This is a genomic window from Shinella sp. H4-D48 (genome assembly GCF_022637395.1).
GTDB classification, from domain to species: domain Bacteria; phylum Pseudomonadota; class Alphaproteobacteria; order Rhizobiales; family Rhizobiaceae; genus Shinella; species Shinella sedimenti.
Map to the genome: position 1 here is coordinate 1888665 of NZ_CP093337.1, position 23172 is coordinate 1911836.

The window sequence follows — 23172 nt, forward strand, 5'->3', positions numbered from 1 at the left end:
CAAACCCCGCGCGATTCGATCAACCGGCGCTACTGCACCGTCTGCGCGCCACAATTGGCGCGCAGACGGTGCAGTAGCATTTCAATTGCCGCATAATTTTGTCCTTGGATCGTGCGCGATTCAAGGAATCATGCAGCGGCGAAAACGTTCGAATTGAACACGCTTCGCCCGCGCCGGCGGCCCTTGGGCCGCCTTTCGCTTTGCTGCCAAACGGCAAGAAACGCAAGCGTTAATTCGTGCCTTCGATCTCGGACAGCGTTGCCTTGCCGTGGTTGTCGCGCAGTGCCTGCAGCTCGGCGAGCTGGCGACGGTATTCGGCATCAGAAATCTGGCCGGCGCTGCGCCGTTTCGCAAGCGCCGTCAGGCTCTCGCTGTTCGTGGCGGCCTCCTCGTCGGTCATCTGCTGCGTCTCGGCGCTGACGATGGCCGTGATGTCCGGATAGACGTCCGCGCGGTTGGCACCGGCATTGACCGAGGGATCCCGCGCTGTCGAGCTGCAGGAGCCAAAAGCCACCGGAAGGGCGGCCATGAGAAGGACGACGCTCAAGCGCCTGAATTCGAACGCCATATGGCTGTATGCTCCTGTCGAAACGACGGGTTCCGTATCGTGCCGCGAAAGGCTGTCAGGCCCTTGTAATCTGTTTCGCAGAGAATGTAAAAATGCAAAACGACACAATAAAACCGGGAGGAAAGCATGGCGCAGGACAGCAAAGCGGGTGAACGCGATGCCGCCGGCGAAAAGCCCGGTTTTCAGCCTTTCGATCCCGCAACGATCGAACCTTATGTCCTCAAGGACCCCGAGGCGCTGACGGTCAATCTCGCCCGCATGGTCGAGCAACTCGGCAAGGCCGCCTCCGCCTGGCTTGCACCGCGCGAAAGCGGTGCGAAGGTCGATACCGTCTCCGAACCGATGGTCGACATGGTCAAGACCCTCTCAAAGGTCTCCGAATACTGGATGGCCGACCCGCGCCGGACGCTGGAAGCGCAGACCATGCTGCTGGGCAGCTACTTTAACATCTGGTCGCGCACGCTCAGCCGGATGGGCGGGGAAGATGCCGCGGCCGGGCCCGATCTCCACGCCAAGGACAAACGTTTCGCCGACGAGGATTGGGTGAAGAACCCCTTCTTCGACTTCCTGCGGCAGGCCTATTTCGTGACATCGGACTGGGCGGAGAAACTCGTGACCGACGCCGAGGGCCTGGACGAGCACACGCGTCACAAGGCGGCCTTCTACGTGAAGCAGATCGCGAGCGCCGTTTCGCCCTCGAATTTCGTGACCACCAATCCGCAACTCTATCGTGAAACCGTCGCCTCGAGCGGCGCGAACCTCGTGCGCGGCATGAAGATGCTCGCGGAAGACATAGCGGCGGGTCGCGGCGACCTGAAGATGCGCCAGACCGATACCAGCAAGTTCGCCATTGGCGAGAACATGGCGCTGACGCCAGGCAAGGTTCTGGCGCAGAGCGACGTCTGTCAGGTCATCCAGTACGACGCATCGACGAAGGAGGTCCTGAAGCGCCCTCTCCTCATCTGCCCGCCGTGGATCAACAAGTTTTACATTCTCGACCTTAATCCCGCGAAATCCTTCATCAAATGGGCGGTCGACCAGGGCCATACGGTTTTCGTTATTTCGTGGGTGAACCCGGACGAACGGCATGCCGGCAAGGATTGGGAGGCCTATGCCCGCGAGGGCATCGGCTTCGCGCTCGATACGATCAAGCAGGCCACCGGCGAAGATGAGGTCAACGCCATCGGCTATTGCGTGGGCGGCACGTTGCTGGCGGCGACGCTGGCGCTGCATGCCAAGGAGGGCGACAAGCGCATCCGCAGTGCGACGCTGTTCACCACGCAGGTCGACTTCACCTACGCCGGTGACCTCAAGGTCTTCGCGGACGAAGAGCAGATCGACCTCATCGAGCGCGGCATGCAGGCCACGGGCTATCTCGAAGGCTCCAAGATGGCGACGGCCTTCAACATGTTGCGCGCCTCCGAACTGATCTGGCCCTATTTTGTGAACAACTACCTGAAGGGCCAGGATCCCATGCCCTTCGACCTGCTGTACTGGAATTCAGATTCCACACGAATGCCTGCCGCCAACCACTCGTTTTATCTTCGAAATTGCTATCTCAACAATACGCTGAGCAAGGGCGAGATGGTGCTTGCCGGCAAGGCGCTTTCGCTGAAGGACGTAAAGATCCCGATCTATAATCTCGCCACGAAGGAAGACCACATCGCGCCAGCGAAATCGGTTTTCGTCGGCAGCCAGTTGTTCGGCGGCAAGGTAACCTATGTCATGGCAGGCTCCGGCCACATCGCCGGCGTCGTCAACCCGCCCGACAAGAACAAGTATCAGTACTGGACGGGCGGACCGGCAAAAGGCGACTTCGATACCTGGGTCAAGAAGGCGAAGGAAACCCCCGGCTCGTGGTGGACACACTGGGATGCATGGATCAAAGACGAGGACGACCGCATGGTACCGGCCCGCAAGACAGGCGGCAGCATGAACTCCATCGAGGAAGCGCCCGGCTCCTATGTGCGTGTGCGTGCCTGACGAACTCATCCAGCAATGAAATTCGATCCGCCGCTCATCCCCGGCACCCTCGTGCAGCGTTACAAACGCTTCCTGTTCGACGCCATCCTCGATGACGGGTCGGCGATCACCGGCTCTTGCCCGAATACCGGCTCGATGCGCGGCCTCACCGCGCCGGGATCGCGTATATGGATGTCGACAAGCGACAGTCCGACGCGAAAACATCGCCACCGGTTGGAACTGGTGGAGGCGGATGACACCGTCGTGGGCATCAATACCGGCCTGCCGAACCGTCTTGCGGAAGAGGCGATCCATGCCGGTCTCGTTTCCGACCTCGCCACCTATCCGCTGATCGAACGAGAGAAGAAGTACGGCCGCAACTCGCGCATCGATATCCTGCTGTCGGGCGACACGCGGTCGCCAGCCTATGTCGAAGTCAAGAACGTGCATTTCCGCCGTGCTGCGGGGCTTGCCGAATTTCCCGATACGGTGACGACGCGTGGCGCGAAGCATCTGGAAGAGCTTGGGGACATGGCCGAAGCCGGCTTTCGCGCGATCATGCTCTATCTCGTTCAGCGCGAGGATTGCGACCGCTTTCGCATCTGCGCCGACCTCGACCCCTTCTACGCGACCGGTTTCCAGCGTGCCATGTCCCGTGGCGTGGAGGCCTATGCGGTCAAATGTGCGGTTACACCCTCGCAAATCCGGCCTGTGGCATCGATCACCATGGACGAACCCGGTGCCGCTGTTTTATGACGGTCGCTGGAGAATGAAGAAAGCTGCACCATGGTGACTTATATTGAAGCGTCGGCGGCGCCGTTGAAGAACACGGGCGTCATCCGTCTTTACGATGCGGAGGCCTTCGAGGGCATGCGCATGGCCTGTCAGTTGACGGCGCGCTGCCTCGACGAACTCTATCCGCTGGTGAAGCCCGGCGTCGCGACCGACGTGATCGACCGCTTCGTCTTCGAGTTCGGCATGGACAATGGAGCGCTGCCTGCCACGCTCAATTATCGCGGCTATACGAAATCGACCTGCACCTCGATCAACCACGTGGTCTGCCACGGCATTCCCAACGACAAGCCGATGCGCGAAGGCGATGTGGTGAACATCGACGTCACCTACATTCTCGATGGCTGGCACGGCGATTCCAGCCGCATGTATCCCGTCGGCGAGATCAAGCGGGCGGCCGAGCGGCTGCTCGAAGTCACCCACGAATGCCTGATGCGCGGCATCGCCGCCGTGAAGCCGGGCGCCCGCACAGGCGCGATCGGCGAAGCGATCCAGGCTCACGCCGAGGCCGAGCGCTGCTCGGTCGTGCGGGATTTCTGCGGCCATGGCGTCGGCCGGCTGTTTCACGACGCGCCGAACATCCTGCATTACGGGCGGGCGAACGAAGGTCCGGAAATTCGCGAAGGCATGATCTTTACGATCGAACCGATGATCAACCTTGGCCGCCCGCATGTGAAGGTGCTCTCCGACGGCTGGACCGCCGTGACGCGCGACCGCTCGCTGTCGGCACAGTACGAGCATACTGTCGGTGTCACCGCTGACGGATGCGAGATATTTACACTGTCGCCCGGCGGCCTCGACCGCCCGGGTCTGCCCACTTAAGGATCGCCATGAAGGGATCGCGCGGCCGTATCGACCAGCCCCCCTCCGCCAGCAAGGAGGACAAAGCGTGCCCTGCCGGCGATCTTTTCGACGACACTGACGAGCGAGGATATTTTTCGGAGCGACCGGCGCGGACCGCAGTGCCCGCTGCCACGGCCGAACCTGAAGAGAAGCACTACCACGGGCACCGTGACCGTCTGCGTCTTCGTTTTCGTGAAAGCGGCGACACCGCGCTCGCCGACTACGAAATCCTCGAACTCCTCCTCTTTCGCCTCATTCCCCGCCGCGACACCAAACCGGTTGCCAAAGCGCTGCTCAGCAGGTTCGGTACTCTTTCCGGCGTCTTCGGCGCGACGCCCGCCCTGCTCCAGGAAGTCAGCGGCATCGGAGAAACGGTCGCGCTCGATATCAAGCTCATCGCCGCCGTTGCCCAGCGCACGCTGAAGAGCGAGATCCGCGACAAGACGGTGCTCGCCTCCTGGTCCTCGGTCATCCAGTACTGCCATGCCGCCATGGCGCATGAGCCGCGCGAACAATTTCGGATCCTCTTCCTGGACAAGCGCAACACGCTGATCGCCGACGAGGTGCAGGGCCGCGGCACTGTGGATCACACCCCGGTTTATCCGCGCGAGGTGGTGCGCCGCGCGCTCGAACTCTCGGCTACAGCCATTATCCTTGTGCACAATCATCCTTCGGGCGACCCGACACCCTCGCGAGCGGACATTGACATGACGAAGACGATTGTGGAAACGGCCCGACCGCTTGGTATCACGGTGCATGATCACATCATCATCGGCAAGGATGGACATGTCAGTCTCAAGGGCTTGAGACTTATATGAATTCCGAAATCGGATAATCAAGCTTTCATCCGATTGAAACGGTTTGCTGCCACATTCGGTTGACGAAACTGACTAGGCGAAGAGAATTGCTGCAATGCAATATGATTCTTCCCGCACAGGACTGGGGCTATCTTTCATGCAGGAATTCGATCTCGTCGTCGTGGGCAGCGGGCCGGCAGGCCGCCGTGGCGCCATCCAGGCAGCCAAGCTCGGACGAAAGGTTCTCGTCATCGAACAGGGCAAACGCGTCGGCGGCGTTTCCGTGCACACCGGCACCATCCCCTCCAAAACCCTTCGTGAGACCGCACTGAACCTCTCGGGTTGGCGCGAGCGCGGCTTTTACGGCCGCGCCTATCGCGTAAAGCAGGAGATCAGTGCGGACGACCTGCGCCGCCGCCTGCTCATCACGCTCGATCACGAGGTGGAGGTTCTGGAGCACCAGTTCGCCCGCAACCGCGTGCAGCACATTCGCGGCAAGGCGACGTTCGTGACACCGGATACGATGGAGATCGCCAAGGATGACGGCGAGACCATCCATGTCCAGGCGAAAAGCATCATGCTGGCCGTCGGCACGAAGCCCTACCGCCCGGAAAGCATTCCGTTTGACGGCGTGAGTGTGCTCGACAGCGATGAACTGCTCGACATCCAGGAACTGCCGCGCTCGATGGCCGTGATCGGTGCGGGCGTCATCGGCATCGAATATGCCACGATCTTTTCTGCGCTCGACACGCAGGTCACTGTCATCGATCCCAAGGCGACCATCCTCGATTTCATCGACAAGGAGATCATCGAGGAGTTCGTCCATGATCTGCGTGACCGCAACATGAAGCTGATCCTTGGCCAGAAGGCCGAGAAGGTTGAGAAGCTGTCCAACGGCAAGTGCGAGATCACGCTGGACAACGGGCGCCATGTCACCTGCGACATGGTGCTTTATGCCGCCGGCCGCGTCGGCGCCACAGATAGCCTGAACCTCGCCGCTGCCGGTCTCACAGCCGACTCGCGCGGCCGCCTCAGCGTCAACCCGGAAACCTTCCAGACCGACGTGCCGCACATCTACGCCGCCGGCGACGTGGTTGGCTTTCCCGCACTTGCCTCGACCTCGATGGAGCAGGGCCGCATCGCCGCCCGCGTCGCCGTCGGGGCCATCGCGAAGGAACCACCGAAATACTTCCCCTACGGCATCTATGCCGTGCCGGAAATCTCCACCTGCGGACTGACCGAGGAAGAGGTGAAGGAGCGCGGTATTCCCTATGAATGCGGCATGGCGCGCTTCCGCGAGACCTCGCGCGGCCACATCATGGGCCTCAACTCCGGCCTGCTGAAAATGATCTTCTCCCTGAAGACCCGCCGCCTTCTCGGCGTGCACATTGTCGGCGAAGGGGCGACCGAACTGGTTCATATCGGCCAGGCCGTGCTGAACCTGAAGGGCACCGTCGAGTATTTCGTCGAGAACACCTTCAATTACCCCACGCTCGCCGAAGCCTACAAGATCGCCGGCCTGGATGCATGGAACCGCATGGGGGACCTGTCGCAGGCAGGCTGACGCCCTTGCATCGAAACACCGGGCGGATGCCGTCACGAATCGCCCGGAATTGCGCTGAAGATTGGGTATCGACGAGGTTGTCAGCCCATATATTCGCGGCTATATCAACGCTTGCAAATTGCGCCTGAATGGCAACCGCGCGGGCATGGGATCGAGAGGAGATTGTCGTGGAAAACAAACGACATGTTCGGTTTCGAATCGTTCCGCTCGGCCTGTCTGCGGTTCGCCTTTAGGCGCAGTCTGTTGTTCCGGTCATTGTTCCCTCAAGCAAACCGGATTATGCATTTCCTCATGCTCGCCGGCGGATCGTCGCGCCGCGATGCGCGAATTCTGGAGCCACGTCGATGACCGCAAAGATCTATCGTCCCGCCAAGACCGCGATGCAGTCGGGCAAGGCCAAGACCAACCTCTGGGTTCTGGAATTCGATGCCGAGAAGCCGCGGACGATCGACCCCATTATGGGGTATACGAGTTCCGGCGACATGTACCAGCAGGTCAAGCTGACCTTCGAAACCAGCGAGGAAGCGGTCGCGTATGCCGAGCGCAACGGCATCGAATACCGCGTGATCGAGCCGAAGGAAGCGACGCGCAAGCGCGTGGCCTATCCGGACAATTTCCGCTTCAACCGCATGCAGCCTTGGACCCATTGAGGTCCCGACGGCCCCTTAGCTCAGCTGGATAGAGCATCTGCCTTCTAAGCAGAATGTCGCAGGTTCGAGCCCTGCAGGGGTCGCCATTTATATTGTGTGCCAAGACGCCCGCACGGCAGAAAACTGTGACGGGCGTTTTTTTGACTCAACGGCCAGGCTCAGCCCTGACGATTATCTTTCCGAGCCTGGCTGTCCTTCACAAACTGCGATACACGACCGACCTCCATCCGGTTCACCAGATCGGGGGCGCGCTCGTTTGGCACTGCGTGCATACCCTTATCGGCACGACGTGACTTTGGACGCCTCGGTCGGCTGGCCGCGCGACGCATTTCCAGTGCGCGCTCCGCATTGTTCTTCAATGCCTGCCGCGAGCAAAAGCGCTCTCGACGCGACGTCTCATTGTTGACGCGCTGAAGGGCCGAAGACAGCACGCTCAGCTTTTCGCGGCTGCCGGCATCTTCTGAGACACGGGACTCGCCTCTGGGTGCGCCCTTGCCGCGTATTTCACGCCGCTGGCGATTTGCAATGTCCCGGGCACGGTTGCGTCTTTCGCGAAGATTTCGCCTCAGATCCGCCAGTTCCCGGTCGGACAGATCGCCGACATCGGGGTGATGCGACGAGTCCACCAGTTGCTTCTCGCTGTTGTCGAGAAAACGCGCTTCCAGCTGTCGAGAATTGCTCACATCGGTCTCCTTTCATCCAGTCACCTGGATCAAATCAAGGGCCGACGGATTGGTTTCGCCAATCAGGCTCACTTTGACTGACATAACCGTGAATGCCCCTATTTTCTGCTGGCTGACCTGGCGGGAACTTCTCCGACATCAGCGTATTTCCCGAAAAAGGGAGAACACAGATGAATTACAAAACTTTCGACCCGAACACATCCGTTCCCGACGCGATCGTCGTCAAGCTCTACACGTCGGGCGACAAGATCAGAGGTTATGTGCGCAAGATCGCCGATCCCGCCGAGAACGATACAATATTCCCAGGCGAAGAGATGGAGCCGGCCAAGGCATTCCAGGTCGCCGAATCTCACAGCGAGGGCGAAGCGCCGATATATGTCGAGCTTGTCGAGGGCGTGAAATGGAATCCCTCATGGGGTGAAATCCTGCGGTAGCGCAGAAAACCGCGGGACGCTCAGACTTGATGGCTGGAACATTCGTGAATCTTGGCCGTTCGGCTCGCATGAAAGACACCGAACGCAAAGCCAAGGCCGGGATGTACCGGTTCGTCATCATCCTCTCCGGGATCGCCTTGCTTCTTGCAGGGTCCTACATTGTGTTCTGGATGCCCGGCGCAGCGGAGCGCCAGCCTTCGCCGAACGCAATCAATCAATCCGAGTGAGGACAACATGGAAAAGAATGAGACCCCTGTTGGCCTTGCACCGTCAGCGGATTCGCCGAGGGAAAAGAAGCGCAAACTGCAGATAGGCCGAGGTGCCGTCATGGTGATCTGCGGCATCGGCGTCGCAGCCTTTGCGCTCTACACTTTCACAGTGCTCTACGGGATTTTCACCGCAGCAAACTGAAGTGATACAAACGTATTTTTTCGTGAATGCCGCGCTGGCTGCGGCGTACGCATCCACCTCCCGTTGACGGGCTGGGCAAAGCTGCTACAAAGCCGCATCGCTTGAACGGGACACGTCCCGGGGCACGGATGGGTGGCCGAGCGGTTTAAGGCACCGGTCTTGAAAACCGGCGTGCGGGAGACCGTACCGTGGGTTCGAATCCCACCCCATCCGCCACAAGCCGATTCTGCGCTATAAAGCGATACTCTTTGGCCATAGCTATGCGCCCCTCCCAATTTTCGTACGTCGCGCCGATTCAAACCGCTGGAGCAGTCGGGCTGTCGTGGGCTGGCATCGCCCAGCTCGTAGGCGCTGCTGGGTCAGCGCTGTGCATGGGGCGCACCGCGAATCGCGATGCAATATCTGGTTCGGATTGTCGCCTTGTGCGGCGGTAGACCGCTATAGCGTAGTCGTCGTGCTCATCCTCGTCGGGCGCAGCACTCCCTGTGTTCAATGAGCATTCTCACCAGAACTCGGCACTCCGATCTTCGGCAGGATCGAACTGGCGGCGACCCCTTGTTTTGGCCACAATAGCCTCCTATATCTCTTCCATCGGCATTGCTGATGAGCGCTGGAAAGCTTCTGCCGCTCGCAATGCCGCCATCGCCTGATGCTTTTGACCACGGATGTACTGGCACTGGCGAAACAGGCGATGATGAGGAAGGTCGGTGCTATTTCGCCCCGGCCTTTTTTGTTTTTCCCGTCTGACCCGATCGAAACAAGTGAATGCGTGACATGCCACGCCGCTTCCTGTGTGCGGAAGGCCGCGCGCCCACACTCCGCCATGATCTTCGCCATGAGATGCGATGCGACCGGGAACCAATGCGCCGGGCTCGCCATTATCGTGCCAGATAGAAGGAGTGCACAAATGAACAAGAAGCTTGGAACGGTTCTCGCATTGACGCTGGCGCAGGCCATCGCGACCAGCGCTGGTGCAGCCGACATGGTCGGCCGCGACAACGCGCCGGTCTACGTCGATCGTGGCGCGCGTGACGGCGTGAAGATCGGCATGCTGACCTGCGATGTCGGCGGCGGTGTCGGCTACGTGATCGGGTCTGCGAAGAGCGTCGATTGCGTTTTCAGCGCGAGCAACGGCGAACAGGACGTTTATTCCGGCGTGATCCGCAAGATGGGCGTCGATCTTGGCTTCACCACCCAGGGCCGAATCATCTGGGCGGTTTTCGCGCCGACGGCCGGCTACCATCAGGGTTCGCTCGGTGGCCTGTATCAGGGCGCAACGGCTGAGGCGACGGTTGGCGTGGGTATCGGCACAAATATCCTCGTTGGAGGAACGTCGGGCTCGATCCAACTGCAGACGATCAGCGTAAGTGGCCAGCTTGGTCTCAACCTCGCCGCGACCGGCACCTCCGTCACTTTGACGCCGCAGGGCTGATAAAACCTTACGATAGAAACGGGCAACACCGGTTGCCCGTTTCTTCCTTCGCGCCATCTGTTAGAATGAAGCACTAGAGGTGCTGTCATGAAGCGTTTTGCCCTTCCCCTGCTTGCTATTCTGGTTCTGGCCGGTTGCACGACTGGCGGTATGCCGCTGGAACCGATCCCGGGAAGCATCACCTACCATGCACAGCCGCGCACCAAGCTCACCAAGGCCCCTGTTGGCAGCACGTTCGAACATCAATTCATCGACCGTCGTGGCCGCGAGGTGTTCGAGACGTATCGAATCGAACCAGACCGATCGCTGTCGATCGTGCGGCGTTATGTACGCGTCGAGGTATTCTAATGGACGGACAACGGGAGAATGCCATGCTGGAAAGCTCGGACATCGAACTGGAAGACGAGCGCCTGAAGCAGCTCGATATTCTCGCTTCCGAACGTAGTCTTACGGGGTCCGAACTGATGGCCCATTACCAACCGGGTTCCTTCGGTTTTCATGAGGCGGTACACACCACCTCTATCGTGCTTGATCTCGTGGACGAACAGCTGTTGCATCATCCCGCCATTGCGGGAAATCCGGAATGGTTCCGCCTGGCCGCGCGCGCGAGTGAAGCGTTGTTCAATCTGTACCAGTCCATGGGCGCTGCGCAGCTGACGAGCCGCAACACGGACGAAGGCAAGCGGCCCGAGGAACTCAATGCCAGCAACGACGACTGATCAAACTTCGTAAATGAGGCTCGCGCTTCGGGTGCGAGGCCCAGTGCCGGCTCGGTCAGGTCAAGTCACGTCGCGCAGGGCCTGAACGACCCGCTCGCGACCGAGGCGAATGACATTCTCCATGGCGCTGCGTGCGCCCTCCTCGTCCCGCCTGTGGATCTCCTCGACAATACGGATGTGGTTGGCAGCGACATCGTTGATCTTGCTGCGATCTTCCGCCGGCGAGCTGAGCGTGAAGGCGCCGACGAGGCCGGCTTCAATAAGGCTGCCCAGCGTGCGCAGGAACGGATTACCCGACGCTTCCAGTACAGACAGATGAAATTTCAGGTCCGCCATAGCCATAGAGCCAGCGGTATGCTCCGGGTCGCCCATGGCGACGGCAAGCCGCATCATCTGGCTGATATCGGCCTCCGTGGCGTTACGCGCCGCAAGGGCCGCTGCGTGAGGCTCGAAACCAAGACGTACCTCTGAGAGGTGGGTCAGAAACTCCTCATCGATGCCCACGGCGAAATACCAGGTGAGGATATCGCCATCGAAAAGATTCCACTGGGTATTCGGCGTCACGCGTGTACCGATCCTCGCGCGCGGCACGACAAGGCCCTTTGCGGCCAACGTCTTCATCGCTTCACGCAGCACTGTTCGCGAAACCTTGAAGCGCGCGGCCAGCTCCACGTCGCCCGGAAGGGTGCTGCCGACCGGATACTCGCCGGCAATGATGGCCCGCCCGAGTTCGTTGACGACCTGCGCATGGCTGGTGCGCGTGTTCATCCCCGATATGGCGGCTTCAAGCAAACCCTTTTGCAAATGTCCCCTCCTCCGTCTCGCACACGTCATCCGCTGCGAAACATCCCGCTGGTATAGAACGCCGCACCGATTCCGCAAAGCCTGATCGCGCACCCGCAGCATCAACAAAAAACCCGGCGAGACGCCGGGTTTTCTGAATGGGATATGCTGGTGCCGGAGGCTTACTGGCTCTTGGCAGCCTTCTGGGCATCTTCCAGCTTCTTGCGGGCTTCCTCGGCCTTCTTCTGCATTTCTTCCTGCAGCAGGCGCTGACGCTCTTCGAGCTGGGATTGTTCGATCGGCTCGCCGTCGAACACGCCCGTGAAGCCTTCAAGCGAGATCTTGATCGGGTTCGGCGCGCGCTGGAAGTTGACCGAGGTCAGAACGAGTTCGCCGCCCTTCTTGAGGCTGGCCAGAACCTGATCGGTGAGCGGGACTTCTGCAACGCACTTGTCGGGCATGCAGATCGCATAGTCGAGCTTCTGGGCCTTGCCGCCATCGATCTGCATCTGAACGCCGACCGGGATCAGACGCGCGCTCGGAACCGAGACCTGCATGATCTTGCGGTTGGCCTTACCTGCAACGGTGATGAGGCCGACAGCCGTGATGAGCTGGCCGCTGCTGGCGGTCAGCAGGTTCTGTACGATGCATACGTCATTGTCTTCCTGCTTGGTGCAGACCTTGAACCAGCCCTTCGGCGGGGCGGCCTGCTGAGCCTGCGACGCGGACGGAGCAGCAGCCATCGCAACGGACGCGGCGAAGGCAGAAAGGACGGTCCGCTTGATGAGATTCGATGTGAAGATCATACGATTTCGGTCTCCTGAAAATCCGGTGCCGGAGCGACTGCGCTCCTCCCGCAAGCCCCTCTCGGGCATTCGGTCAGCCGTGCGCTCTCCTGTCGGCGAAATGAGGCATTTGCATGACCCGCTTCGGTGAACCCTGTTACATCGCGTCGCGCCGGATATCCAGTCTTTCCTTGCGAAAATCCGGCGCACACGCCATTTCCCACCGCCGCCATGCTGCTGCCGCGCATGCAGGCAGTATAATAGGGAGAATCATCCTGAAGTCACGGGAGTCACACGTGCGCCTGATCCTAACCGCCCTCGCCGCCTGCACGATCGGCCTTGCCGCCGCTTCGGTGGAGGCCGCGCCCGTGCACGGCATCGCGATGCATGGCGAGCCTGCCCTGCCGGCGGACTATACGCACTTTCCTTACGTCAATCCGGCCGTCAAGAAAGGCGGGCGCATCGCCTATGGCGTCGTCGGCACTTTCGACAATCTCAATCCGTTCATTCTGAAGAGCATGCGCACGACGGCGCGCGGCATGTGGGATCCCGAATTCGGCAACCTCGTCTACGAATCGCTCATGCAGCGCTCTCGCGACGAAGCCTTCACCATGTATGGCCTGCTCGCCGAAACCGTCGTGATGGATGACGATCGGACCTTCATCCAGTTCAACCTCAACCCAAAGGCGCATTGGGCGGATGGCGAGAAGGTGACCGCCGACGACGTGATCTTCAGCTTCGAACTGCTCCGCGACAAGGGCCGCACGCCCTTCAACCGCCGGCTCGACGGCGTCGAGAAAATGGAGAAGGTCGGTGAAAACAGCGTGCGCTTCACCTTCAACGACAAGGCCGACCGCGAGACGCCGCTGCTGATCGCCGGCTATTCGCCAATCCTGCCGAAGCATGCCATCGACGTCGAGACCTTCGACCGCACATCGCTTTCGCTTCCGGTTGGCTCCGGTCCCTACAAGGTGAAGGCGGTCAGGCCCGGCGAGAGGATCGTGTACGAGCGCAATCCCGACTATTGGGCCAAGGATCTCCCGTCCAAAGTGGGTTTCGACAATTACGACGAGATTTCGGTTGAATACTTCCTGCAGGACAATTCTCTGTTCGAGGCCTTCAAGAAGGGCGAAATCGACCTCTACCAGGAGGGGAGCCCGACGAAATGGGTGCGCAACTACAATTTTCCCGCCATCGCATCCGGTGACATTGTAAAGGACGCGGTGAGCCCGAAGACGCCATCCGGCATGTTCGGCTTCGTTTTCAATACGCGCCGACCCGTCTTCCAGAATAAGGAATTGCGCAAGGCCCTGACACTGGTCTTCGATTTCGAATGGGTGAATCGCAGCCTTTTCGAGAACGCTTACAAGCGCACGCAGAGCTTCTGGCAGAATTCCGATCTCAGCTCGATGGGCGTGCCCGCCGATGACCGTGAGCGGGCGGTGGCGGGAGCGGCGCTCGAGAAGATAGAACCGGATATCCTTGCCGGCACGCATCTCCTGCCGACCACGGATGGCTCGGGGCGGGACCGCAAGGTGCTGCGTCTGGCGATGGATTCGTTCATCGAGGCCGGCTACGCCATCAAGGGCGGCCAGATGGTCGACGCGAACGGGACGCCGCTCACCTTCGAAATCATGACGCAGAACGCCGATCAGGAGAAGCTCGCACTCGCCTACCAGCGTTTTCTTGCGGCGCTCGGCGTGAAGGCCGGTATCCGAACGGTGGATGATTCGCAGTATCAGAGCCGCAGCCAGACCTTTGACTATGACGTCATCATCAAGTCCTTCCCCTCCTCGCTTTCGCCCGGGCGTGACCAAATCAGCTACTGGAGTTCAACGACGAGTGACTTTCCCGGAAGCTCGAACTTTGCGGGCGTGGCCGATCTGGATGTCGACCGCTTCATCGATGCGATGCTGAACGCTCGTTCCGCCGAGGATTTCCGATCGGCCGTGCGCCTGCACGACAGGATGCTGCTTTCGGGCTACTATGTCGTGCCGCTCTACCATCTCGGCGAACAGTGGGTGGCGCATGCCAAACGCATCCAGCGTCCGGAAAAGACCCCGCTCTACGGTTTCCAGTTCCCCGTATGGTGGGACGCACGCGCACAGTAAAGGGGTGATCCCCAGAATTAGGGTTCCCTCAAGGTAACCTGTTGAAACAAGCGGCGCACGAGCCTATCTCGGCGCATGACCGGATCGTTACTGCGTCTCGAAAGGAAAACCGGATGGAAGCCATTACAATCGATGTCGTTTCGGATGTCGTGTGCCCGTGGTGCTATCTCGGCAAGAAGCGGCTCGACCAGGCAATCGAGAATGTCAGGGACGAGCTTGGTGTCGCGGTGACGTTCCGCCCCTATCAGCTCAATCCTGACCTGCCGCCGGAAGGCGTCGATCACAAGGCGCATCTTGCGGAAAAACTCGGCGGCACCGATGCAGTGGAACGGGCGCATGATACCTTGACCGAGCTTGGCCGGCAGGACGGCATCGCCTTCGATTTTCCGGCCGTGAAGATCAGCCCGAACACGCTTGATGCGCACCGCCTTCTGCGCTGGGCGATGATCGAGGGGCCGGAGGTACAGAACCGCGCGGCTCTCGGCCTCTTCAAGGCCTATTTCGAGGAAGGCCGTAATGTCGGTGACCGGGCCGTTCTGCTCGACGTGGCGGAAGCAGCGGGGATGGACCGCGCCGTGGTGAAAGCCCTGTTTTCCGCCGGCGCCGACGTCGATTCCGTCACTGAGGAGATCGGCATGGCGCGTGACATGGGCGTCTCCGGCGTGCCCTGCTTCATCATCGACAATAAATATGCCGTCATGGGCGCGCAGTCCGTCGATGTACTGACCAATGCCTTCCGCGAAATCGCAGCCATGAAGGCGCAGGAGCGCATTGGGAAGAACTGAAATCCAGGCTATGTCAGCGCAGCAACCACGGACGGTCGGGCGCTGATCGTTTCCCACCAGGCGAACAGGCTGGGGAATTGAGCCAGCATCGCAGCCCCGTCCGGGGCCCGTTGAAACAGATCGAAGATCGGTGCGGCGTGGAAATCGGCGAGAGAGGGCGTTTCGCTGGCGAGCCAGGGCCGGTCTCCGACGAGATCTGATAGCGCGGTAAGAACGCGACGGGCTTTCTCCAGCCCGTCGGCGATTCTTGCCTCATCAGGGCGCTGACCTTCCGGCGGCTCCACGCGCTGCACATAGACGTCCCAGACCATCGGCCCGTAGGCATAGTTGTCCAGCATGGCGACGATCTGGTTCATGCGAGCACGTTCGCGGGGTGCTTGCGGCTGAAGCACAGGTCCGTCGAAGCTCTCATCGATATAGCGAGTGATGGCGGTGGTCTCGTAGAGATCGAAACTGCCATGCGCAAAGGCAGGGATGCGGCCGAAGGGGTGGCGGACAATGTAACCCGCCGGCAGACCTTCCTGCGCGAAGACATCGACCGGCACGAGATCATAGGCGACGCCCTTCTCGGCCAGCACGATGCGCACGATCCGCACATACACGCTGTAGCTAGCGCCGTACACGACGACCCTCTTGCCGATATCGGACATCACGCCCTCCGCGACCGTTTGATCCTGTTTGTCAGGCCGCACCCTGTTTTGCGAGGCCTGCCAGTTGCGTCATGACCTGTGCGGCTCCGGTCAGGCGACGTTCCGGGGTCGGATAATCACGGGACAGGAAGAGGCTCTGGTCCGGCCTGATCTTCGCCAGCGTGCCTTGCTTGGCGATATAGCCGACAAGCGCTGCCGGGTTCGGGAATTCCTTGTTGCGGAACTGGACGACGACGCCCTTCGGACCGGCATCCAGCTTCTCGACATTCGCAACGCGGCACAGCGACTTGATGTAGACGATCTTCAAAAGGTGCTGAACCTCGATGGGCAACGGACCGAAACGGTCGATCATTTCCGCGCCGAAGGCATCGATATCGGCCAGTTCCGTGATCTCGCCGAGGCGACGGTACAGGCCGAGGCGCAGATGAAGGTCAGGCACGTAATCGTCCGGGATCATGACGGGCGTGCCGACGGAGATCTGCGGCGACCAGCCGCTGTCGGCAACCTCCTCATCGCCCTTGATCTCGGCGACAGCCTCTTCCAGCATCTGCTGATACAACTCGAAACCGACTTCCTTGATGTGGCCGGACTGCTCTTCGCCGAGCAGGTTTCCGGCGCCTCGGATATCGAGGTCGTGGCTGGCGAGCTGGAAGCCAGCACCCAGCGTATCGAGCGATTGCAGCACCTTGAGACGGCGCTCCGCCGTACCCGTCAGCGTGCGATTGACCGGCAGCGTGAGTAGAGCGAAGGCACGAACCTTGGAGCGTCCGACGCGGCCGCGCAGCTGGTAAAGCTGAGCAAGGCCGAACATGTCGGCGCGATGGATGATCATCGTGTTTGCCGTCGGCACGTCGAGACCCGACTCGACGATGGTCGTCGAGAGCAACACATCGTAGCGGCCTTCGTAGAAGGCGTTCATGATGTCTTCGAGCTCGGTAGCCGGCATTTGGCCATGGGCGACGGCAACCTTCAGTTCCGGCACGTCCTGGCGCAGGAAGTCATGGATTTCCGAAAGGTCGCTCAAGCGCGGGCACACATAGAAGCTCTGGCCGCCGCGGTAGTGCTCGCGCATCAGCGTCTCGCGGATCACGAGCGGATCGAAGGGCGAAATGAAGGTGCGCACTGCCATACGGTCGACCGGCGGCGTGGTGATGAGCGAGAGCTCGCGCACGCCGGTCATTGCAAGTTGCAGGGTGCGTGGGATCGGCGTTGCCGAAAGCGTCAGCACATGCACGTCGCTCTTCAGCTCTTTCAGCCGCTCCTTGTGCTTCACGCCAAAATGCTGCTCCTCGTCGATGATGAGCAGGCCGAGATTGGCAAACTTGATCGACGAGCCCAGCAGCGCATGAGTGCCAACGACGATATCCGTCTTGCCCTCGGACAGTTCCTTCTTCGTCAGCGCCAGCTCCTTTGAGCCCACGAGGCGCGAAGCCTGCTGCACGCGGATGGGCAGGCCGCGGAAGCGGTCCGCAAAAGTCTTGAAATGCTGACGGGCGAGCAGTGTCGTCGGCACGACGACGGCGACCTGCACACCGTTCATGGCGGCGATGAAGGCGGCGCGCAGCGCCACTTCCGTCTTGCCGAAGCCGACGTCGCCGCAGACGAGGCGGTCCATAGGACGACCGGCACCGAGATCGTCGCGCACGGCATCGATGGCATTCGCTTGATCGTCCGTCTCGTCGTAGGGAAAGCGCGCGGCGAACTCGTCATAGACGCCTTCCGGCGTGCTGAGCACCGGCGCATGGCGCACAAGGCGCGCGGCGGCGATCTGGATAAGACCGCCGGCCATGTCGAGCAGGCGCTTCTTGAGCTTGGCCTTGCGCGCCTGCCAGGCGACGCCGCCCAGCTTGTCGAGCAACGCATCCGTGCCCTCACCGCCATAGCGCGTCAGGAGATCGATGTTTTCGACAGGCAGGAAGAGTTTCGCCTCGTCGGCGTAGACCAGTTCGAGACAGGCATGCGGCGCGCCGGCGGCCTCGATGGTGCGAAGTCCCACGAAGCGGCCGATGCCATGCTCTGCATGCACGACGATGGAGCCCTCGTCGAGTCCGGCGACCTCCGTGAGGAAATCCGCGCCGCGCTTGCGCCGCTTGGCACGCCGCACCATGCGGTCGCCAAGAATATCCTGTTCGCCGATAACGACGATGTCGCCCGCTTCGAAGCCGCTTTCCAGGCTGAGCACGGCAGACCCTGCCTCACCCGGCTTCAGCTTGCGCAGATCGGAAAACTTCTCCACCGCCACGACATTGCCGAGACCGTGCTCGGCCAGGACCTGCAGAAGGCGGTCGAGCGAACCTTCCGACCAGCCTGTGACGAGAACCTTGGCGCCCGACGCGCGTTTGTCGGCGATGTGTTTGACTGCCTGATCGAAGACGTTGACGCGACCGCCGTCGGCGTCCTCGCTGCCGGCGGGCTTTGCCCAGCGCTGGCCAGGGCGAGCCTCTATGGTCACGACCTGTCGCGCCTCGCCTTCATGTTCGTTGAAGGGAGACAGGCGAATGGCAGAGCGCTCGTCGAGTTCGCGGGCAAAGCGTTCCGCGTCGAGATAGAGCTGGCCCGGCGGCACCGGCTTGTAGGGTGTCGCCTGCGCCACTTGCCCCTTGCCGGGCGTGGCGGAAGCGAGGCGCGCGTCGTAATAGTCGCGCACGAGCCGAGAACGCTCGACCGCGGCCTCACGTACGGTGTGGTCCGTGACGATACGGAAGCCGGCGAGATAGTCGAAGGTGGTTTCCAGCTCGCCATAAAACAGCGGCAGCCAGTGTTCCATGCCCGCATAGCGCCGGCCCTCGGAGACGGCCTGGTAGAGCGCATCGTCGCGCGTGGCGGCACCAAAAGACGACAGATATTGCTTGCGGAAATGCGAGATGGTTTCCGGCGTCAGCGTCACTTCGCTCATGGGATTGAGATCGAGCGAGCGGGCCTGCCCCGTCGTGCGCTGGCTGGCGGGATCGAAGGAGCGGATGCTTTCGAGCGTATCGCCGAAGAAGTCGAGGCGCACGGGCTCGAGACTGCCAGGTACGAAAACATCGAGGATGCCACCGCGAACGGCAAATTCGCCCACCTCGCGCACGGTCGCGACACGGTCGAAACCATTGCGTTCCAGCCGCGCGGCGATGTCGTCCATGCGCACCTGGTTGCCGGGCTTGGCGGAGAAGGCGAGGCTTTCGATGGTCGTGCGCGGTGCCGTCTTCTGCAACATCGCATTGACGGTGACGAGCACGATCGCCGCATGCGGCTTCTTCTGATGCGCAATCAGCGCCGAAAGCGCCGAAAGGCGGCGGGCGGAGACATCCGCACTGGGGGAGACGCGGTCATAGGGCAGGCAGTCCCAGCCGGGCAGCGTCAACACTGGAATGTCGGGCGCCACGAACCCCAGCATCTGCTCCAGATCGGAAATGCGCTGGCCATCGGACAGCACATAGGCAACAGGACCGGACTTGCGCGCCAGGTCGGCCAGGATCAACGGCTCGACGCCCGATGGCACCGCGCCGATGGTCAGCGGCCTGTCGGCGGCGGCGATGCGTTCAGGAGAAAAACCGGGAATCATGCGCGGTCGTCTTTAAAGAGCGGGGAAAAATCGGGGCGGTAGGCGGCGATGCGCGGAAAGAGACCGTCACGGAAATCGTCAGGCACGGGCTTTTCCCCCGTCACCCACTTGATGAGGTCGTTATCCTCTTCGGCCATGATGCGCTCCAGCTCATCCAGCTCGGTATCGGACAGCGTCTCGATCTCCGCGTCAGCAAAGGCGCCGAGCACCAGATCCATCTCGCGGATACCGCGATGCCAGCAGCGGAAGAGGATGCGCTTGCGGCGCGGGTCGATATCGGCACTCGAGCGTGTCGTTCCCGTCATGATCGTCCTCGCCTTTCTGGTATCGCAAAGAATTTTGCGCTTCTATAGACCGGCAAAAGCCGCTTGTCAGCCTTGCCAAAGACACCATCTCCGGCGATTTTGGCGCCCCATGAGACCCGCCCTGCTCGATCCACTCTTCGCACCGCTCTCCACGCTTCCCGGCATCGGCCCGAAGCTGGGGGAACTCTTCGCGCGCCTTCTCGGCCAGGAAAGCATCGAGGACTGCCGGGTTGTGGATCTCGTTTTCCATTTTCCGCATTCCATCGTCGACCGGCGCAACCAGCCTGGCATCGCCAATGCGCATGACGGCGTCATCGTCACGATCACCGGCCGCGTGGATCGCCATCAGCCGCCGCCACCGGGCAAATCGAGCATGCCCTACCGTGTCTTTCTTCACGACGAGACCGGTGAACTGGCACTCACCTTCTTCCGCGCCAAGGGCAACTGGCTGGAAAAATCGCTGCCGATCGATGAAACCGTCGTGGTCAGCGGCAAGGTCGACTGGTTCAACGGCCGCGCCTCCATGGTGCATCCCGACTATATGGCGCGGCTCAGCGACGCCGACAACGTGCCGCTTGTCGAACCGGTACATGGCCTCACCGCCGGCCTCACCTCCCGCGTTTTGCGCAAGGCGGTGGAAGCGGCGGTGGCCCGCGTGCCGCACCTGCCGGAATGGATCGATCCGGCGCTCGCGCAGCGGCAGGATTTTCCGACGGCCTTCGATGCCATCCACCGGCTGCACGATCCGCGCGACGAAACGGACCTCGACCCCCAGTCGCCAGCCCGACGCCGGCTTGCCTATGACGAATTTCTGGCGGGCCAGATTTCGCTCGCGCTGGTTCGCCAGAAGCTGCGCAAGGTCGCAGGGCGGCCGGTCATCGCGACCGGTGCTCTCAGCCGCCCCGTCATCGACGCCCTACCCTTCTCGCTGACCAACAGCCAACAGGTGGCGATTGGGGAGGTGCTCAAGGATATGGCCGGCGAGCAGCGCATGCTGCGGCTCCTGCAAGGCGATGTCGGCGCCGGCAAGACAGCAGTGGCGCTGATGGCGATGCTCGCTGCCGTCGAATCCGGCGGGCAGGCCGTGCTGATGGCCCCAACCGAAATACTGGCGCGGCAGCATTTTGCGACACTGTCCAAAATGGCTGCCCCGGCCGGCTTGTCCATAGATGTGCTGACGGGCCGCACCAAGGGTCGCGAGCGCGACGCCATCCTGGAACGCATCGCCTCGGGCGAAACGCAGATCGTCATAGGCACGCACGCCCTCTTCCAGGACAATGTCGCCTATAAGGACCTCGTGCTGGCCGTGGTGGACGAGCAGCACCGCTTCGGCGTGCACCAGCGCCTGCGCCTGACAGCCAAGGGCATTTCGCCGCATATGCTGGTCATGACGGCCACGCCGATCCCCAGAACACTGGTTCTGGCGGCGTTCGGCGACATGGATGTGTCGAAGCTGACGGAAAAGCCCGCCGGGCGAAAGCCGATCCAGACCGTCGTCGTCGCGCAGGAGCGCGTCGGGGAGATCGTGGATCGTCTGCGGGCCGCCCTTGCCGAAGGCAAGAAGGCTTACTGGATCTGCCCGCTCGTCGAGGAATCGGAAGAAAGCGACCTCATGTCCGTCGAGGAGCGGCATGCGACGCTTGCCAGCATCTTCGGTAACGACGCCGGGCTTGTCCATGGCCGCATGAGCGGACCGGAAAAGGACGCCGCCATGCTCGCCTTCAAGAGCGGCGAGACACGTCTTCTCGTGGCGACAACGGTCGTGGAAGTCGGTGTCGACGTGCCCGATGCCTCCATCATGGTCATCGAGCACGCCGAGCGCTTCGGCCTCGCCCAGCTCCACCAACTGCGCGGGCGCGTGGGTCGCGGCGAGGAAGCATCGAGCTGCATCCTGCTCTACAAGGGCCCGCTCAGCGAGAATGGCCGGTCAAGACTTTCCATCCTGCGCGAGACGGAAGACGGGTTCCGCATCGCGGAGGAGGACCTGAAGCTGCGCGGCGAAGGCGAGCTTCTGGGGACGCGACAGTCCGGCACGCCGGGCTTTATCGTCGCAAGCCTTGAGGCGCATGGCGACCTTCTGGAGATCGCCCGCAAGGACGCCGCCTATATCCTGGAGCGCGATCCGGAACTGACGAGCGAACGCGGAGAAGCGATCCGCACCCTGCTCTATCTCTACCGCCGTGACGAGGCGATCCGCTTCCTCAGGGCCGGCTGACCACAAAATCGTGATTTCGCCGATAAAGCCCGTCAGGGCATACTTCTCCCGCACAAGCGAAAAAGGAGAAATGCCATGAAGACAGTTCTCGCAGTCGCAGCAGTATTCGGGCTTTCGGCATCCGCCGCCTTCGCGGATTGCGCCTGGCACAACAAGACCACCGCCGCGGCGGATGTCGACAAGACGATCACCACCGCCAGCGTCGTCACGACGGAAAAGCAATCCCGCCTCCCGGCAGATGCCGATACGATCCGTTTGGATGACCGCAAGGATGCGGCAGCCGCGGAATAGGCTCTATAGGTCAGCTTTGACGACCACGGTGTTCGGCTGGTGTCATCCATCCGGCACGATCATCAGCTTGATCATATGACGTTCATGTTGTGGATTAACGACTGACGTCAAGTGCCGGTTATGTCAGCTTTTCTTGCGATCCTTTGATTTCGCCTTGCTCTCCGGCTTCACGGCCGGAAGCGACGCTCCTTCCGGCGGCGTTACGAGCCCGACGGAGATGACGAGTTTGGCGGCGTCCTCCGCGCTCATGTCGAGCGGCACAATCTTTTCTCTTGGAATATAGACAAGCCAGCCGGCGGTCGGGAACGGCGTTGGCGGCAGGAAGCAGGCCACCATGTCCTTGCCCATGGAGCGGAACTTGGTGGCGATCTCGCCGCGCGCATCGGTGGCCACGAAGACGATCGACCAGAGGCCCGCGCTTGGATACTCGATCATGGCAGCCTTGTTGAAGGACGTTCCCTTGTCCTTCAGAACGGTCTCGAAGATCTGCTTGAGGCTCTTATGAACCGTGCGCACGAGCGGCGTGCGATTGAAAAGCCCGTCGCCGAACTCGACGATCGAGCGGCCGATAAGGTTCTTGCCGAGAAAGCCGATCAGCGTGATCAGCACCAGCGCGATCAGGAGACCGAAGCCGGGAATGGCGAACTGAAGATAACTCTCGGGATTATAGCGTGCGGGAATATAGGGTTTGACCCAGCTATCCGCCCAATGAATGAACGTCCAGGTCAGCCATATGGTGATGGCGATCGGCGCGCATATGACCAGGCCGGTCAGGAAATTGTTGCGCAGCCGCGTGGGCAGCGACGGTCTCGGGAGGGGTTCGGTCATCGAATATCCAGCGTGTG

Annotated in this window: 24 protein-coding genes and 2 tRNA genes; 18 read left to right on the forward strand and 8 right to left on the reverse strand. The window is 61.3% G+C overall.

What is annotated here, in order from left to right; genetic code table 11:
• Positions 1–229: 229 nt before the first annotated feature.
• Positions 230–568, reverse strand: coding sequence for a hypothetical protein (locus MNR02_RS09240; protein ID WP_241595838.1), 339 nt, complete (start codon positions 566–568; stop codon positions 230–232).
• 126 nt (positions 569–694) lie between these two features.
• On the opposite strand from MNR02_RS09240, the gene phaC reads away from it, so the two are divergent.
• From phaC to MNR02_RS09275, 7 genes are all read left to right on the forward strand, one after another.
• The gene (phaC, locus tag MNR02_RS09245; RefSeq protein ID WP_241946609.1) at positions 695–2551 is read left to right on the forward strand and encodes a poly(3-hydroxyalkanoate) polymerase subunit PhaC; all 1857 of its coding nucleotides are present in this window, start codon (positions 695–697) and stop codon (positions 2549–2551) included.
• 15 nt (positions 2552–2566) lie between these two features.
• Positions 2567–3286, forward strand: coding sequence for a DNA/RNA nuclease SfsA (gene sfsA / locus MNR02_RS09250; RefSeq protein WP_241946610.1), 720 nt, complete (start codon positions 2567–2569; stop codon positions 3284–3286).
• A gap of 30 nt (positions 3287–3316) precedes the next feature.
• Complete coding sequence (gene map / locus MNR02_RS09255) at positions 3317–4144, forward strand: type I methionyl aminopeptidase (protein ID WP_241946611.1); 828 nt, start codon at positions 3317–3319, stop codon at positions 4142–4144.
• A gap of 8 nt (positions 4145–4152) precedes the next feature.
• Positions 4153–4983 (forward strand): DNA repair protein RadC, encoded by an 831-nt coding sequence (radC, locus tag MNR02_RS09260; protein WP_241946612.1) that lies wholly within the window; start codon positions 4153–4155, stop codon positions 4981–4983.
• 136 nt (positions 4984–5119) lie between these two features.
• Positions 5120–6526, forward strand: coding sequence for a Si-specific NAD(P)(+) transhydrogenase (gene sthA / locus MNR02_RS09265; RefSeq protein WP_241595854.1), 1407 nt, complete (start codon positions 5120–5122; stop codon positions 6524–6526).
• Between the two features lie 344 nt (positions 6527–6870).
• A complete protein-coding gene (locus MNR02_RS09270) occupies positions 6871–7176 on the forward strand; it encodes an ETC complex I subunit (RefSeq protein ID WP_241595857.1) in 306 nt (101 codons plus the stop codon).
• Between the two features lie 9 nt (positions 7177–7185).
• Positions 7186–7262 (forward strand) — tRNA-Arg (locus MNR02_RS09275).
• A 72-nt stretch (positions 7263–7334) separates the two neighbouring features.
• On the opposite strand, the gene MNR02_RS09280 is transcribed toward MNR02_RS09275, so the two are convergent.
• Positions 7335–7859 carry a hypothetical protein gene (locus tag MNR02_RS09280; protein ID WP_241946613.1) on the reverse strand — a complete coding sequence of 175 codons (525 nt, stop codon included), beginning with the start codon at positions 7857–7859 and terminating at the stop codon, positions 7335–7337.
• A gap of 170 nt (positions 7860–8029) precedes the next feature.
• Between MNR02_RS09280 and MNR02_RS09285 the strand changes: the two genes are divergently transcribed.
• The 7 genes from MNR02_RS09285 (at position 8030) to MNR02_RS09315 (ending at position 10855) form a co-directional block, all read left to right on the forward strand.
• On the forward strand, positions 8030–8293 hold the full coding sequence (locus tag MNR02_RS09285) for a hypothetical protein (protein WP_241946614.1): 264 nt from the start codon (positions 8030–8032) through the stop codon (positions 8291–8293).
• Positions 8294–8322: 29 nt separating this feature from the next.
• Positions 8323–8520, forward strand: a complete 198-nt coding sequence (locus MNR02_RS09290) for a hypothetical protein (protein WP_241946615.1) — start codon at positions 8323–8325, stop codon at positions 8518–8520.
• 7 nt (positions 8521–8527) lie between these two features.
• Positions 8528–8704: a hypothetical protein gene (locus MNR02_RS09295; RefSeq protein ID WP_241946616.1), complete on the forward strand. Its 177-nt coding sequence runs from the start codon at positions 8528–8530 to the stop codon at positions 8702–8704.
• 126 nt (positions 8705–8830) lie between these two features.
• Positions 8831–8920: transfer RNA gene (locus MNR02_RS09300), tRNA-Ser, on the forward strand.
• A 691-nt stretch (positions 8921–9611) separates the two neighbouring features.
• Positions 9612–10136, forward strand: coding sequence for a DUF992 domain-containing protein (locus MNR02_RS09305; protein ID WP_241595871.1), 525 nt, complete (start codon positions 9612–9614; stop codon positions 10134–10136).
• An 87-nt stretch (positions 10137–10223) separates the two neighbouring features.
• Positions 10224–10484, forward strand: a complete 261-nt coding sequence (locus MNR02_RS09310; RefSeq protein ID WP_241946617.1) for a hypothetical protein — start codon at positions 10224–10226, stop codon at positions 10482–10484.
• 23 nt (positions 10485–10507) lie between these two features.
• Positions 10508–10855, forward strand: coding sequence for a hypothetical protein (locus MNR02_RS09315; protein ID WP_241946618.1), 348 nt, complete (start codon positions 10508–10510; stop codon positions 10853–10855).
• Positions 10856–10915: 60 nt separating this feature from the next.
• Here the strand turns inward: MNR02_RS09315 and MNR02_RS09320 are convergent, their stop codons facing one another.
• The gene (locus MNR02_RS09320; RefSeq protein WP_241597719.1) at positions 10916–11623 is read right to left on the reverse strand and encodes a FadR/GntR family transcriptional regulator; all 708 of its coding nucleotides are present in this window, start codon (positions 11621–11623) and stop codon (positions 10916–10918) included.
• 197 nt (positions 11624–11820) lie between these two features.
• Complete coding sequence (locus MNR02_RS09325) at positions 11821–12444, reverse strand: invasion associated locus B family protein (protein ID WP_241595879.1); 624 nt, start codon at positions 12442–12444, stop codon at positions 11821–11823.
• A gap of 284 nt (positions 12445–12728) precedes the next feature.
• On the opposite strand from MNR02_RS09325, the gene MNR02_RS09330 reads away from it, so the two are divergent.
• Both MNR02_RS09330 and MNR02_RS09335 read left to right on the forward strand, forming a co-directional pair.
• Positions 12729–14534, forward strand: coding sequence for an extracellular solute-binding protein (locus MNR02_RS09330; protein ID WP_241948848.1), 1806 nt, complete (start codon positions 12729–12731; stop codon positions 14532–14534).
• Positions 14535–14647: 113 nt separating this feature from the next.
• Positions 14648–15319: a DsbA family oxidoreductase gene (locus MNR02_RS09335; protein ID WP_241595882.1), complete on the forward strand. Its 672-nt coding sequence runs from the start codon at positions 14648–14650 to the stop codon at positions 15317–15319.
• Between the two features lie 8 nt (positions 15320–15327).
• On the opposite strand, the gene MNR02_RS09340 is transcribed toward MNR02_RS09335, so the two are convergent.
• The 3 genes from MNR02_RS09340 to MNR02_RS09350 are packed head-to-tail and all read right to left on the reverse strand — an operon-like array spanning position 15328 to position 19821.
• Positions 15328–15969: a glutathione S-transferase family protein gene (locus MNR02_RS09340; protein ID WP_241946619.1), complete on the reverse strand. Its 642-nt coding sequence runs from the start codon at positions 15967–15969 to the stop codon at positions 15328–15330.
• A gap of 31 nt (positions 15970–16000) precedes the next feature.
• Complete coding sequence (gene mfd, locus MNR02_RS09345) at positions 16001–19516, reverse strand: transcription-repair coupling factor (RefSeq protein ID WP_241946620.1); 3516 nt, start codon at positions 19514–19516, stop codon at positions 16001–16003.
• Positions 19513–19821, reverse strand: a complete 309-nt coding sequence (locus MNR02_RS09350; RefSeq protein ID WP_241595891.1) for a succinate dehydrogenase assembly factor 2 — start codon at positions 19819–19821, stop codon at positions 19513–19515. Before MNR02_RS09350 ends, mfd begins: the two co-directional genes overlap by 4 nt.
• Positions 19822–19930: 109 nt before the next feature.
• Here MNR02_RS09350 and recG point away from each other — a divergent pair, with 109 nt between their 5' ends.
• Positions 19931–22036 carry an ATP-dependent DNA helicase RecG gene (recG, locus tag MNR02_RS09355; protein ID WP_241946621.1) on the forward strand — a complete coding sequence of 702 codons (2106 nt, stop codon included), beginning with the start codon at positions 19931–19933 and terminating at the stop codon, positions 22034–22036.
• Between the two features lie 75 nt (positions 22037–22111).
• Positions 22112–22327, forward strand: a complete 216-nt coding sequence (locus MNR02_RS09360) for a hypothetical protein (protein ID WP_241946622.1) — start codon at positions 22112–22114, stop codon at positions 22325–22327.
• A gap of 123 nt (positions 22328–22450) precedes the next feature.
• Here MNR02_RS09360 and MNR02_RS09365 read toward each other — a convergent pair whose 3' ends face one another.
• Positions 22451–23155 (reverse strand): DUF502 domain-containing protein, encoded by a 705-nt coding sequence (locus MNR02_RS09365; protein WP_241595903.1) that lies wholly within the window; start codon positions 23153–23155, stop codon positions 22451–22453.
• Positions 23156–23172: the final 17 nt, after the last annotated feature.